This is a genomic window from Streptomyces umbrinus, from assembly GCF_030817415.1.
Taxonomy (GTDB): domain Bacteria; phylum Actinomycetota; class Actinomycetes; order Streptomycetales; family Streptomycetaceae; genus Streptomyces; species Streptomyces umbrinus_A.
In genome coordinates, this window is record NZ_JAUSZI010000002.1 from 6971194 (window position 1) to 6984416 (window position 13223).

The following is a 13223-nucleotide window of genomic DNA, read 5'->3' on the forward strand; positions in this document are numbered from 1 at the left end:
GGACGTGACCCCGGACGTGACACCAGACATGACTCGGGACATGACTCCGCACATGACTCCGAACACGGACGTGACCCCGGGGCCTGTGCTCCTGCCCGAGCCGAAGCGGCTCGGCGTGCTCTCGCGCCTCGCGCCCGAGCCGATGAAGGTGGTCCTGAACTGGGGCCGCCGCTACTCGCTCTGGGTCTTCAACTTCGGCCTCGCCTGCTGCGCGATCGAGTTCATCGCGGCGTCGATGGCCCGTCACGACTTCATCCGCCTCGGTGTCATCCCGTTCGCGCCGGGCCCCCGCCAGGCCGACCTGATGGTCGTGTCCGGCACGGTCACCGACAAGATGGCCCCGGCCGTGAAGCGCCTGTACGAGCAGATGCCCGAGCCGAAGTACGTCATCTCCTTCGGCGCCTGCTCCAACTGCGGCGGCCCGTACTGGGACTCGTACTCCGTGACGAAGGGCGTCGACCAGATCATCCCCGTCGACGTCTACGTCCCCGGCTGCCCGCCCCGGCCCGAGGCCCTCCTCCAGGGCATCCTCAAGCTCCAGGAGAAGATCGCCCGGGAGTCGCTGGGGGAGCGCTACGGAACCTCCCGCCCCTCCACGGCCGCCCTCCAGAGCGGCCTCGTACAGCCACCGTCCGCGACGCCGTCCGCGCAGTCGTCCACACCGCCGTCGGCCACGGGGGACGCCCGATGACCGGTTGGCTCCCCGGACCCGTCGAGGAACTCTTCGGCCCGGACACCACGGCAGAGGAGTCGTACGAGGTCCTGACGGTCGACGTGCCGCCGACGTCCTGGCTCGCCTCCCTGGAGGCCGCGCGCGACGAACTCGGCTGTACGTACTTCGACTGGCTGAGCGCCGTCGACGAACCCGGCACCGGTTTCCGCGTCTCGGCCCACGTCGTCGCACTCGCCCCGGTCCGCCGCCTCCTCGTACGGACGACCGTCCCGCACGACGCCCCCGTACTCCCCTCCGCCGTCGAGGTCTACGCGGGCGCCGCCTGGCACGAACGCGAGACCCACGAGATGTTCGGCGTCGGCTTCGAAGGCCACCCCGGCCTGGATCCGCTCCTCCTCCCCGAGGGCTTCGAGGGCCACCCCCTCCGCAAGGACTTCGTCCTGGCCGCCCGCGTGGCCAAGGCCTGGCCGGGCGCGAAGGAACCGGGGGAGTCGGAACACGGCGGCCCGAAGCGCCGCCAGATGCTCCCGCCCGGAGTCCCCGACCCCAACGAGTGGGGCCCTCTCAAGGGCCAACTCCCGCCCGCCCCGGCCCGCCCGGCCCGGGGAGCAGCCCGCGCGACCGGCGACCGCCCGGTGCGGCGTGCCCGCACGACGGGGGAGGGCTCGGCAAGCCAGACGGCTGCGCCGGGCGCAGCCGCTGAGGGTGCCGCGTCCCCGGGTGCGGGTGCGGGTGCGGGTGTGCAGGCTGCGGGTGCCGCGTCCGATGGTGTGCAGGCTGGTGGTGCCGCGTCCGCGGAGGGCGCGGCAGCGGAGGCTCGGCCCACGGCCCGACGGGCTCGCAGCGTGAGCGAGGGCTCGGCGACCCAGCGCCGCACCGACCCTCCGGCCACGGAAGCTGCGTCACCCTCTGCCACGGAGGCTGCACCGGCACCGGATCCGGCGGCGCACGCCGAAGCCGCACCAGAAGCGGCGCCGGCACCGGCGCCGACGTCCCCGCGCAGAGCGCGCTCCGCGGGCGAAGGCTCGGCGTCACAACGCCAGGTACCTGCCACGCCTGCCACACCCGGCACGCCTGCCACACCCGCCGACCAATCCGGCGACGACCGGCCGGCCGACCCGGTACGCCCCCGCAACTCGGACGCCCCCTGGCACCACGCACGCCCCGCCTTCGACGAGGCCGACCAGGACTCCACCACGGCGAAGCCGCCACCGACCGAACAGCCGGCACCGGACCCCGAGAGCACTCCGGAATCCGAGGCAACCGAGCCCGCGGAAGCTCCTGAAGCCGACTCCACCCCCAGCCCCAGCCCCAGCGACGACGAAAACCCCCCAGGAGGCCGGCAGTGAACGACGCGCTGGACGTCGCCCTGCGACTCCTGATCGTCTTCGTCGTGTTCCTCACCTTCCCCCTGATCGTCGGTCAGACGGAACACAAGGTGATGGCCCACATGCAGGGCCGCCTCGGCCCCATGTACGCGGGCGGCTTCCACGGCTGGGCCCAACTCGTCGCGGACGGCGTGAAGTTCGCGCAGAAGGAAGACATCGTCCCCGCGGGCGCGGACCGCCGTATCTTCCAGCTCGCCCCCGCCGTCGCCCTCCTCCCGTACCTCCTCGTGCTCCTCGCCATCCCGATCGGCCCGGGCGAGGGCGCGGTCGGCGAGGTCATCGACGCGGGCATCTTCTTCGTACTCGCCGTGATGGGCGTGGGCGTCCTCGGCTCGCTCATGGCGGGCTGGGCCTCGGCCAACAAGTTCTCCCTTCTCGGCGGCCTCCGCACCGCCGCCCAACTCCTCGCCTACGAACTCCCGATGCTGCTGACCGCCGCCTCGGTCGCGATGGCGGCGGGCACGGTCTCCCTCCCGGGCATCGTCGACGCCTTCGAGTGGTGGTGGCTGCCCTGGCAGATCGTCGGCGCCATCGTCTTCTTCGTGGCGGGCCTCGCCGAACTCCAGCGCCCGCCCTTCGACATGCCGGTCGCCGACTCGGAGATCATCTTCGGCGCGTACACCGAGTACACGGGCCTCCGCTTCGCGCTGTTCCTCCTCGCCGAGTACGCAGGAATCGTCGTCCTGTGCGGCCTGACCACCGTGCTCTTCCTGGGCGGCTGGCACGGCCCGTGGGACGCCGACGGCCTCGGCTGGGTCTGGACCCTGCTGAAGACGGCCGTCCTCGCCTTCGTCGTCATCTGGCTGCGCGTCACCTACCCCCGCCTGCGCGAGGACCAGCTGCAGAAACTCTCCTGGACCCTCCTCGTCCCCCTCTCCCTCGCCCAGATCGCCCTGACCGGCGTCGTGAAGGTGGTGATCTCGTAACCATGGCCCCCATTCCCGGCTCCGGCCTCGCCAAGGGGCTGGCCGTCACCCTCCGCACGATGACGAAGAAGACCGTCACCGCGCAGTACCCGGACGCCCAGCCCGAACTCCCGCCCCGCACCCGCGGCGTCATCGGCCTCTTCGAGGAGAACTGCACGGTCTGCATGCTGTGCGCCCGTGAGTGCCCGGACTGGTGCATCTACATCGACTCCCACAAGGAGACGGTCCCGCCCGCCGCCCCCGGCGGCCGCGAGCGCAGCCGCAACGTCCTCGACCGCTTCGCCATCGACTTCGCCCTCTGCATGTACTGCGGTATCTGCATCGAGGTCTGCCCCTTCGACGCCCTCTTCTGGTCCCCCGAGTTCGAGTACGCCGAGACCGACATCCACGAACTCACCCACGAGCGCGACAAACTCCGCGACTGGATGTGGACCGTCCCGGCCCCGCCGGCCCTCGACCCCGGCGCCGAGGAGCCCAAGGAAATCGCCGCGGCCCGCAAATCCGCGGAAAAGCTGGCCGCCGCAGCCCAGCCCGAGCCCACACCCAGGCCCGAACCCGGAGCCACGCCCGGGACTGGGCCCGGCTCCGCCCCGCAGGCCAAGCCCACCGATCCGCAGGGCGGTGAATCGTGACCCTCGCCGCAGCCACCGCCATGGCGGCCCACGCCACGACCACCTCCGCCGCCTCCGAACCCCACGGCTTCCTCTCCCCGACCGGCGTCGAGATCGCCTTCCTCCTCGTCGGCCTGGTCACCTTCGGCGCCGCGGTCGTCACGGTCACCACGAAGCAACTGGTGCACGCCGCCCTGTGGCTCGTGGTGGCCCTCGGCGGCCTCGCCGTCGAATACCTCCTCCTCACGGCCGAGTTCATCGCCTGGGTACAGGTCCTCATCTACGTCGGTTCCGTCGTCGTACTCCTCCTCTTCGGTCTGATGCTCACCAGGGCCCCCATCGGCCGCTCCCCGGACGCCGACTCCGGCAACCGCTGGGCCGCCCTGACCGTGGCGATCGCCGCGGCCGCCGCCCTCGTCTGGGTCGTCGTCGACGCCTTCCGCACGACCTGGATCGACCTGGACGGTGCCGCCGCCGGCTCCACCGAGGTCACCGGCGCGAGCCTCTTCCAGAGCTGGGTGCTCCCCTTCGAGGCCCTCTCGGTCCTGCTGCTCACCGCGCTGGTCGGCGCGATCGTCCTGTCCCGCAAGGCGAAGGCGAACGCGGCGACCACCACGAGCGCCCCGAGCCCCCGGAACAGCGGCACTCGAATCCGGGGCCCCCGGACCGACGGCCCCGGAAACGACACCCCCCGGAGCGACAAGGAAGGCGCCCGCTGATGCACCTCGCCTATCCCGCCGTGCTCTCCGCCCTCCTCTTCTCCACGGGCCTGTACGGAGTCCTCGCGCGCCGCAACGCGATCCTGGTCCTGATGTCCGTCGAGCTGATGCTCAACGCCGTCAACCTGAACCTCGTCGCCTTCGACGTCTGGCTCAGCAAGACCGCCCAGGACACCCTCCACTCCGGCCAGGCCCTGACCCTGTTCACCATCGCCATCGCCGCCGCCGAGATCGGCATCGGCCTGGCGATCGTCCTCGCCGTCCACCGCAACCGGGGGACCGCGGACATCGACAAGCTCCGCGACACCGCCGAGACCGACGACGACTCCGAGCCCGACGACTCCGGCGCCGCCCGTCCCGAACCGGCCGAGAAGGCTGAGGCCACCGCGTGACCACGACCACCCTCGCCGCCCTCGTCCCCCTCCTGCCGCTCCTGGGCGCCGTGGCCGGCCTGCTCCTGGGCCGCACGGCCCCCGGTTTCGTACGCCCCCTCGCCGTCCTGCCCCCGCTCGCGGCCCTCGGGCTCGCCGTCGTCGTCGCCGTACGACAGGGCGGCGACCAGGCGGTGAGCGCCGCCACCGAGCTCACCCCCACCGGCTCCGTCCCCATCGAACTCGCCCTGTACATCGACGGCTTCGCCGCCCTCGTCGCCGTGCTGGTCGGCCTGGTCGCCACCTGCGTGCAGGTCTACTCGACGGGCTACCTGCGCGACGACCCGCGCTACCCCTCGTACGCCGCTCTCGTCTCCCTCTTCACCTCCGCGATGCTGCTCGTCGTCTACTCCGGCGACCTGATGGTGCTGCTGGTCGGCTGGGAGATCATGGGCATCTGCTCGTACTTCCTCGTCGGCCACTACTGGGAGACCCCGGAGGCCCGCGCCGCCTCCATCAAGGCCTTCCTGGTCACCAAGCTCGGCGATGTCCCCTTCCTGATCGGCCTGTTCGCGCTCGCCACCGACGCCGGTTCCTTCCGCATCACGAAGATCCTCGGCAACGTCGCGAGCGGCGGACTCGACCACCCGACCCTGATCGCCCTGCTGCTCCTGGCCGGTGTGGCGGGCAAGTCGGCGCAGTTCCCGCTCCACACCTGGCTCCCCGACGCGATGGCGGGCCCCACCCCCGTCTCCGCGCTGATCCACGCCGCGACGATGGTCGCCGCCGGTGTCTACTTCATCGCCCGGCTCCTCCCGGTCTTCGCCGCCTCCTCGGCAGCCCTGGTCGTCCTCGCCGTCATGGCCGCCGTCACGATGGCCGGCTCGGCCCTGGCCGCGCTCGCGCAGGACGACATCAAGCGGGTCCTCGCGTACTCGACGATCGGCCAGCTCGGCTACATGACCGGCGCCCTCGCCGTCGGCGACCGCGGTGCCGCCGTCTTCCACCTCCTCTCGCACGGCGCCTTCAAGGCGCTGCTGTTCCTCGGGGCAGGCGTGATCATCCACGCCGCCGGTACCAACTCGCTGGCCGCCATGTCCCGTATGAAGGACCTGCGCGCCCGCGTCCCCGACGCCTACTGGACGATGACCGTGGCGCTCCTCGCGCTCGCCGCGATCCCGCCCTTCAGCGGCTTCTTCACCAAGGAGGCCGTCCTCGGCGCCGCCGAGCACGTCGCCACCGGCCACGCCGAGGGCATCCCCGGTGCCGTCGGCTGGATCGTCCTCGTCGCCGGCCTGGTCACGGCTCTGCTCACCGCCGCGTACGCGATGCGCCTGTGGCTCCTCGTCTTCCGCGGCCATGGACCGGAGGCCCCCGACCACGGCAGGCAGCCCATCGTCATGAGCGCCGTCCTCTGGGTGCTCGCTGTCCCGTCGCTCGCCTTCGGACTCGCCACCGGCCCACTGCCCGACTGGTTCGACGGACGCGACCTGACCCCGACCCTCACTACCGCCGTCCTCGGCACGGGTGTGGCTCTGGTCGGCGGCATCATCACGTACGGCGCCTGGCGGCACACCATGGCCATGGCGGCCCGCGTGCCGATGGGCGCGGTCGCGGCTCACCCCGAGGGAGACGCCGGACTCGTCGAGGCCGAGGCCATCGCCAGCCACACACCCGCGTACGGAGACGTGGCCTCCGCGCCCGACCCGGCGGACCCGGGCCGTCTCCTGCTCGGCCCGCTGCACCGCCACGCGGCCGTCGGCTTCCACCTCGACGCCGTGTACGCGGCGCTGTTCGTCCGCCCGGTCCAGGCCGCCGCCACGCTCGTCCGGTTCCTCGACCGCGAGGTCGTCGACACCTACGTACGTGGCGCGGGCGCCCTGCCCCGCTGGCTCGGCACGGCCGTCCGCCGTGCCCAGACCGGCAATGTGCAGACCTATGTGAGCGCGCTGCTCGCCGGCACCGTCGTCCTGGTGGTCGCCGCCCTCCTCGTCGCCACCGCGGGAGCGTGAGCAGGCGTGATCGATATCAGTGAATCCGTGATGCAGATCCTTCTGGCATTCATCGTCGTCGGCCCGCTCATCGGCGCCGCCGCGGCTCTCCTGCCGGCTCCGCCCGGGCTGAAGGGGAAGTCGCCCGAACAGGCCGTGCTGCGGCACGGCGTGGCCGTCACCGGCGCCGTGCTCATCGCCGCGATCGTCCTCACGCTGGGCTTCGACCACGACCATCCGTCGAAGATGCAGGCCACGACGGACATCAGCTGGATCCCCGCACTCGACGTGCGGATCCACCTCGGCATCGACGGCATCTCGCTCCCCCTCCTCGTGCTGACCGCGCTGCTGACCTTCCTCTGCGCGCTGTACTCCTACTTCAAAATGCCGTCGGGCCCGTCCCCGAAGGCATTCGTGGCGCTCGTCCTCGTCCTCGAGTCCGGCACCCTCGCGACCTTCGCCGTCCTCGACCTGCTGCTGTTCTTCCTGGCCTTCGAGATGGTGCTCATCCCGATGTACTTCCTCATCGCCCGCTGGGGCGGTGAACAAAAGCAGGCCGCTGCCTGGAAGTTCATCCTCTACACACTGCTCGGTTCCGTCGTCATGCTGCTGGGCCTGCTCCTGATCGGAATCAAGGCGGGCACATTCGACATGGTGGCACTCGCCACTGACAATCACCCGGCGCTGACCACATCAGTGCAGGTCATCGCCGTTCTGGCGATCGGGATCGGGCTCGCGGTCAAGACGCCGATGTGGCCGCTCCACAGCTGGCTGCCGGACGCGCACACCGCAGCCCCGACCGTCGGCTCGGTCCTGCTGGCAGGCGTCCTGCTGAAGATGGGAACGTACGGATTCGTCAGGATCCTGCTGCCCATCACGCCGGACGGCATGAGCACGTTCGCGCCCTACCTCGCCGCGTTCGCGGTCGTCGGCATCATCTATGGATCCCTCGCCTGCCTCGCCCTCGCCAAACAGGGCGCGAAGGGCGACCTCAAGCGCCTCATCGCGTACTCCTCCGTCGGCCACATGGGCTTCGTGCTCCTCGGCATCGCGTCGATGACACCGACCGGCGTGAACGGCGCGCTGTTCGCCAACATCGCTCACGGCCTCATCACGGGCCTGCTCTTCTTCCTGGTCGGCGCACTGAAGGACCGCACGGGCACGACCGACCTCGACACCCTCGCGCAGCAGACCGGCGCCGCGCTCTACGGCAAGGCCCCCCGGCTCGGCGGCCTGCTCGCCTTCGCCGCCGTCGCCTCGCTCGGTCTGCCGGGCCTGGCCGGGTTCTGGGGCGAGATGCTGGCTCTGTTCGGCGCGTTCGACCCCGCCGACGGCCTCAGCCGCCCCGCGTTCCTGACCTTCATGACGATCGCCGCGTTCGGCACCCTGCTCACCGCCGCGTACATGCTCGTCGTGGTCCGCCGTGTCTGCATGGGCGCGGTCCCGCAGGAGGGGCCGAAGCTCGCCGATGTCCAGTCGTACGAGTTCGCCGCCTGGACGCCGCTCGTCGTCCTGACCGTCATCGCCGGGCTCTGGCCCAAGGCACTGCTCGGCCTGACCGACCCGGCCGTGCAGCAGCTCTTCGCAGGAGGCACCCGATGAGCTCCCAGGCCCAGTCCCTGGTCCAGTCCGTCGACTGGCTCGCGATCGCGCCGCCCACCATCGCGGCGGTCGTCGGACTCGTGGTGCTCGTCACCGACCTGTTCGTGGGAGACAACAGGAAGGCCCTGCTCGGCTGGGTCTCCGTCGCCGGACTCGCCGCCTCCGCGGTCATGCTGCTGCCCCTCCTGGACGGCGACCGCTCCACCTTCTGCCTGACGGGCGACGCCGACGTCTGCAGCTACACCGCGGACCGGTTCACGCTGGTCATCCAGTTCCTCGTCCTCGGCGGCGCACTCCTCGCGGCACTCCTGTCGATGACCACCCTCAAGGACGCCGACAAGGAACTCCCCGAAGGGGAGTTCTGGTTCCTGCTGCTCTCCTCCGCCGCGGGCGCCGCCCTGCTGCCCGCCTCCCGCGACCTCGCGACCCTGATCGTCGCCCTGGAGGTCGCCTCCCTGCCCGCCTTCGCCCTAGTGGGCATCAAGCACGGCGACAGGAAGTCCTCCGAAGCGGCCCTGAAGTTCTTCCTGTCCTCGGTCACCGCGACCGCCGTGAGCCTCATGGGCATCAGCTTCGTCTACGCGTCGACGGGCACCCTGTACCTCACGGAGATCGCCACCAGGATCGAGAACGTCGACGACCAGTTGCAGACGCTCGCCCAGGCGGGTGTCGTCCTCACCCTCGTGGGCTTCGCCTTCAAGACCGCCGCCGTCCCCTTCCACTTCTGGGTACCCGACACCTACGTAGGGGCGCCTCTCCCGGTCGCGGCCTACCTGTCGGTAGTCGGCAAGGCGGTCGGCTTCTCCGGGCTGATCCTCGTCACCGTGATCGCCCTCCCGTCGTACGCGGACGTCTGGGGCCCGGCACTCGCCGCCCTGGCCGCGCTCACCATGACCGTCGGCAACGTCGGGGCCCTCAGGCAGCGGTCCACGCGCGCGTACAGCGCGGTCCGCCTGCTCGCCTGGTCCTCCGTCGGCCAGGCCGGCTACCTCCTGGTGCCGATCGCCGCCGCCGCGTACTCCGAGGACGCCGAGAAGGCCATCGGCTCCACCGTCGCGTACGCCCTGATGTACGCCGCGGTGAACCTCGGCGCCTTCGCGGTGGCCGCCCTGGTGGCCCGTACGAAGCCGCTGAACCGCGTCAGCGACTACCGGGGCCTGTACGCCTCACGGCCCCTCGCGGCGCTCGTCCTCGGTTTCTTCCTGCTCTGTCTCGCTGGCCTGCCGCCGGGCATCATCGGCCTCTTCGCGAAGGTCACCGTCTTCTCGGCCGCCGTCGACGCCGGCCTCGGCTGGCTCGCCGTGGTGATGGCCGTCAACGTCGTGATCGCGCTCTTCTACTACCTCCAGTGGACGACCCTCCTGTTCCGCGCCCCGGAGGGCGAGCCCGAGACCCACCGCGTACCGGCCCCTCTCACGGCCGCGATCGCCCTGACCGCCGTCCTCGGCATCGCCCTCTCCGGAGCACCCCAACTGGTTCTGCGCTTCTCCGACACCGGCCTCTTCTGACCGCCGCTGCCCCGAAAGCGTTCGCACGCGCGCGTGGAGCATCCGAGCCCCACGCGCGCGCGGGATGTCCCCCTTCATCACCCGGACGGCCCACGCGCGTCGCCGCGCGCACAAGGGAACTAGTGCTTCCCGCCTGGCGTTGACCAGTACGGGAGGGTCCACTGGACCGTGGAGCCACGGACCAGTGACGTCAGAGATCGACAAGCAAAGGGTTCCCCTGCCGCACGACTTGGAGGGCGTACCGTGCACCGCCGGCACAACGGGCTCAGGACCGCCGTACTCCTCGGGGGACTGTCCGCACTCATCATCGGCATCGGCAGTTTCTTCGGGCGTACGGGCCTCGTCGTCGCACTCGTCGTCGCGATCGGCACGAACGCGTACGCGTACTGGAACAGCGACAAAATGGCTCTACGCGCGATGCGCGCGCGCCCGGTGAGCGAGTTCGAGGCCCCGGCTCTGTACAAGATGGTCCGCGAGCTCTCCACACAGGCCCGCCAGCCCATGCCCCGGCTGTACATCTCCCCGACGGAGGCGCCGAACGCGTTCGCGACGGGCCGCAATCCGCGCAACGCCGCCGTGTGCTGCACGGAGGGCATCCTGCGCATCCTGAACGAGCGGGAGCTGCGCGGCGTCATCGGCCACGAACTGAGCCACGTCTACAACCGCGACATCCTGATCTCGTCCGTCGCGGGCGCCCTGGCCTCGGTCATCATGTTCCTGGTCAACTTCGCCTGGCTGATCCCGATCGGGCGATCCAACGACGACGACGGCCCCGGCATCCTCGGCATGCTGTTGATCATGATCCTGGGCCCGCTCGCAGCGTCCCTCATCCAGCTCGCCATCAGCCGCTCCAGGGAGTACGAGGCGGACGCGTCGGGTGCCCAGCTCACCGGCGACCCGCTGGCCCTCGCGAGCGCGCTGAGCAAGCTGGAGGCAGGCACGAAACAGCTTCCGCTACCTCCGGAGCCGCGCATCGAGACCGCAAGCCACATGATGATCGCCAACCCCTTCCGTCCGGGCCAGGGACTCTCCAAGATGTTCTCTACGCATCCGCCGATGGCGGAGCGCATCGCCCGGCTCGAGCAGATGGCAGGTCGTAACCAGTGAAGACAATCCTGAACATCATTTGGCTCGTCCTGAGCGGCTTCTGGCTGTTCCTCGGCTACGTGTTCGCGGGCGTGCTGCTGTGCATCACCATCATCGGCATCCCGTTCGGCATCGCGGCCTTCCGTATCGCCGTCTACGCGCTGTGGCCGTTCGGCCGGACGACGGTCGAGCGCCGTGACGCGGGCGCGCCGTCCTTCATCGGCAACATCCTGTGGGTGATCCTCGCCGGCTGGTGGCTCGCCCTCGCCCACATTGTGACGGGCTTCCTCCAGTGCATCACGATCATCGGCATCCCTCTGGGGATCGCCAACTTCAAGCTGATCCCGGTCTCGCTGTTCCCCCTGGGGCGCGAAATCGTACGTACGGACCAGCCGTTCGCGTCGTCGCGCTGGTAGGGCGGCTCCGGAGGTGGAGCCGCCGAAGTACGCCCTCGCGGCGTACGGTGCCGCGGACGAGGCCGACGAGATCTGGGCCCTGTGCGCGGACGCCGACAACCTCTTCGGCGATCCGCCGCCGCCCGCGCGCGGGACGTACGAACTGATCGGCTGCGCCCCCGAGGGGGAGCTGAGCAAGGTCCTCACGCGCGCGCGTGCCGACGGCTCGGCGCCCCTCGGCACGCTCACTCTGGAGATCCTCGACAAGGACGGCACACAGGTCGAGGAGTGGTCCCTGGAGGGCGTACGCGTCCTCGGCGACCGTCCGTGCGCGCGTGACCTGTCGCTGCGCGACATCACGATCGAGGCGAGCGAGTCCCCGGACAACCCGTACGACTATCCACAGTGCCCGCCGCTCTCGCCGGGCTACCGGCTGCTCGGCGCACAGAGCGAACCGTGGGGTGGCTGCCGGGACCTGGCGCATGTCCTGGACGGGCAGCCGGATCTCGCCGAACCGTCCGTGCGGGTGCTCGGCTGCGCCCCGCGCGGAGCCCTCCAGGCGGCCCTGGACGCGGGGGAGGAGGACCTCGGACACGCCAGGCTCATACGCCTCGACGAGTCCGGCCGCACCGTCCAGTCCGCCGTCGAGGGCGAACTCGTGGCATGGATCCCGTCCGCGCGCGGCCGCGGCCTGGTGGACCTCACGCTCGAACCGTGGTCGGAACGGCCTCCGACCGCGGCCGAGGAGGTCTGGGAGCTGTGGGACGGCGGCCGCCCCACCGAGCCCGGTCTCTGGGCCCGGTGCGGCGTGGAGGGGCGCCGCCACTGGCTGAGCACGGCGCTGCAGCGTCACGAGCCGGACAGGCCCGACGCGGAAGCCGGCGGCACGTTTCACCTCGACGGCCGCCGCGTCACCGACCTGCCGGGCTTCTTCTGCGCGCTGGGCGAGGCGGTGAACGGCCCCGGAGGCTATTTCGGCTGGGGGCTGGACGCGCTCGAGGACTGCCTCCGCGGCCGCTGGGGAGCCCGGTGGCCCTTCACTCTCGTCTGGCACGACGCGGAGGTCGCCCGTACCTGCCTCGGCCTCGTCCCGCGCACAGGTCAGCGGCCCTGGACGTTCGAGGAACTCCTTGAGTTCTTTGGGGAAAAGGGCATCGACGTCCGTCTCGAATGAGGGTTGTCCACAGGCTGCCCGAATGTCAGTGGCGGCCTGCATCATGAATGCATGACCGAGATCGAGCAGTTGCTGGCAAGTGTCTCCGCCGAGGCGCGCAACTCCCGGCCGTGGGGCTGGCCTTCGCTCCCCGAGCCCGTGGACGCGGCCACGCTGGCCCTCGCGGAGTCCACGCTGGGCTTCGCCGTCCCGCCGCTGCTCGCTGCCCTCTATCTGCGGATAGGCGACGGAGGATTCGGCCCGGAGTACGGTCTGCTCCCCCTGCTCGACAGCCCACCGTCCGGCGAGCCCGCCGTCGTCGCGCAGTACCTCGCCCATCGCGAGAGCGGCCGCAAGGACCCCGAATGGCCCTGGCCCGAGGGCGTCCTGCCGATATCCCACTGGGGCTGCGGGATGTACGCCTGCGTGGACTGCCGCACCCCCGACGCCACCGTCCTCCTCTTCGAGCCCAACGCGGACGAGGCCGACCACGCCTGGTACGTGGACGCCCCCACCCTCACGGCCTGGCTCCACACCTGGCTCAACGGCACGGGCTGGTACGACGAGTCCCACGACGGCGCGGATCTGGAGCCGTGGGTCGACTTCCGCATACGCACGGGGGCGGCGCGGGCTTCGTAGGGGAGTTTCAACCTTCGAGCAGGGGGCGCCCCATCAGGGGCGCGGGGCTGTGACATCTGCGGCTCCGCCGCGGGGCGCGCCCAGCCGCCACGACCCGCACCTCCTAAACGCGCCCTCTGCGCGGAGCCCTCCATGGGAGCTCTCCGTACTGAGCCCTCCGA

The 13223-nt window shown here is 70.9% G+C and carries 13 protein-coding genes; all 13 read left to right on the forward strand.

The window, feature by feature from the left end; translation table 11 throughout:
* The first annotated feature begins 28 nt into the window (after positions 1 to 28).
* The 13 genes from QF035_RS30800 (at position 29) to QF035_RS30860 (ending at position 13062) form a co-directional block, all read left to right on the forward strand.
* A complete protein-coding gene (locus QF035_RS30800; protein WP_373466992.1) occupies positions 29 to 691 on the forward strand; it encodes an NADH-quinone oxidoreductase subunit B in 663 nt (220 codons plus the stop codon).
* Positions 688 to 2022 carry an NADH-quinone oxidoreductase subunit C gene (locus QF035_RS30805; RefSeq protein ID WP_307523748.1) on the forward strand — a complete coding sequence of 445 codons (1335 nt, stop codon included), beginning with the start codon at positions 688 to 690 and terminating at the stop codon, positions 2020 to 2022. The genes QF035_RS30800 and QF035_RS30805 overlap by 4 nt, the downstream gene beginning before the upstream one ends.
* Complete coding sequence (locus QF035_RS30810; protein ID WP_269647171.1) at positions 2019 to 2987, forward strand: complex I subunit 1/NuoH family protein; 969 nt, start codon at positions 2019 to 2021, stop codon at positions 2985 to 2987. Before QF035_RS30805 ends, QF035_RS30810 begins: the two co-directional genes overlap by 4 nt.
* A gap of 2 nt (positions 2988 to 2989) precedes the next feature.
* Entirely contained in the window at positions 2990 to 3619 is a 630-nt protein-coding gene (locus QF035_RS30815; RefSeq protein ID WP_307523749.1) for a NuoI/complex I 23 kDa subunit family protein, read from the forward strand.
* Positions 3616 to 4317 (forward strand): NADH-quinone oxidoreductase subunit J family protein, encoded by a 702-nt coding sequence (locus tag QF035_RS30820; RefSeq protein WP_307523750.1) that lies wholly within the window; start codon positions 3616 to 3618, stop codon positions 4315 to 4317. The genes QF035_RS30815 and QF035_RS30820 overlap by 4 nt, the downstream gene beginning before the upstream one ends.
* On the forward strand, positions 4317 to 4709 hold the full coding sequence (nuoK, locus tag QF035_RS30825; RefSeq protein ID WP_055614644.1) for an NADH-quinone oxidoreductase subunit NuoK: 393 nt from the start codon (positions 4317 to 4319) through the stop codon (positions 4707 to 4709). The genes QF035_RS30820 and nuoK overlap by 1 nt, the downstream gene beginning before the upstream one ends.
* Positions 4706 to 6700: an NADH-quinone oxidoreductase subunit 5 family protein gene (locus QF035_RS30830; protein ID WP_307523751.1), complete on the forward strand. Its 1995-nt coding sequence runs from the start codon at positions 4706 to 4708 to the stop codon at positions 6698 to 6700. The genes nuoK and QF035_RS30830 overlap by 4 nt, the downstream gene beginning before the upstream one ends.
* A 6-nt stretch (positions 6701 to 6706) precedes the next feature.
* Complete coding sequence (locus QF035_RS30835; RefSeq protein WP_307523752.1) at positions 6707 to 8281, forward strand: complex I subunit 4 family protein; 1575 nt, start codon at positions 6707 to 6709, stop codon at positions 8279 to 8281.
* Positions 8278 to 9789: an NADH-quinone oxidoreductase subunit N gene (locus tag QF035_RS30840; RefSeq protein WP_307523753.1), complete on the forward strand. Its 1512-nt coding sequence runs from the start codon at positions 8278 to 8280 to the stop codon at positions 9787 to 9789. Before QF035_RS30835 ends, QF035_RS30840 begins: the two co-directional genes overlap by 4 nt.
* Positions 9790 to 10032: 243 nt before the next feature.
* Complete coding sequence (gene htpX, locus QF035_RS30845; RefSeq protein WP_307523754.1) at positions 10033 to 10896, forward strand: zinc metalloprotease HtpX; 864 nt, start codon at positions 10033 to 10035, stop codon at positions 10894 to 10896.
* Positions 10893 to 11291, forward strand: coding sequence for a YccF domain-containing protein (locus tag QF035_RS30850; RefSeq protein WP_055614639.1), 399 nt, complete (start codon positions 10893 to 10895; stop codon positions 11289 to 11291). Before htpX ends, QF035_RS30850 begins: the two co-directional genes overlap by 4 nt.
* A gap of 13 nt (positions 11292 to 11304) precedes the next feature.
* Positions 11305 to 12444, forward strand: coding sequence for a barstar family protein (locus tag QF035_RS30855; protein WP_307523755.1), 1140 nt, complete (start codon positions 11305 to 11307; stop codon positions 12442 to 12444).
* A 51-nt stretch (positions 12445 to 12495) separates the two neighbouring features.
* Positions 12496 to 13062, forward strand: a complete 567-nt coding sequence (locus QF035_RS30860) for an SMI1/KNR4 family protein (protein ID WP_307523756.1) — start codon at positions 12496 to 12498, stop codon at positions 13060 to 13062.
* Positions 13063 to 13223 lie beyond the last annotated feature (161 nt).

Coding starts and splice junctions, on each gene's coding strand:
- QF035_RS30800 (WP_373466992.1), top strand. CDS start 29: ATGACTCGGGACATGACTCCGCACATGACTCCGAACACGGACGTGACC.
- QF035_RS30805 (WP_307523748.1), top strand. CDS start 688: ATGACCGGTTGGCTCCCCGGACCCGTCGAGGAACTCTTCGGCCCGGAC.
- QF035_RS30815 (WP_307523749.1), top strand. CDS start 2,990: ATGGCCCCCATTCCCGGCTCCGGCCTCGCCAAGGGGCTGGCCGTCACC.
- nuoK (WP_055614644.1), top strand. CDS start 4,317: ATGCACCTCGCCTATCCCGCCGTGCTCTCCGCCCTCCTCTTCTCCACG.
- QF035_RS30840 (WP_307523753.1), top strand. CDS start 8,278: ATGAGCTCCCAGGCCCAGTCCCTGGTCCAGTCCGTCGACTGGCTCGCG.
- QF035_RS30860 (WP_307523756.1), top strand. CDS start 12,496: ATGACCGAGATCGAGCAGTTGCTGGCAAGTGTCTCCGCCGAGGCGCGC.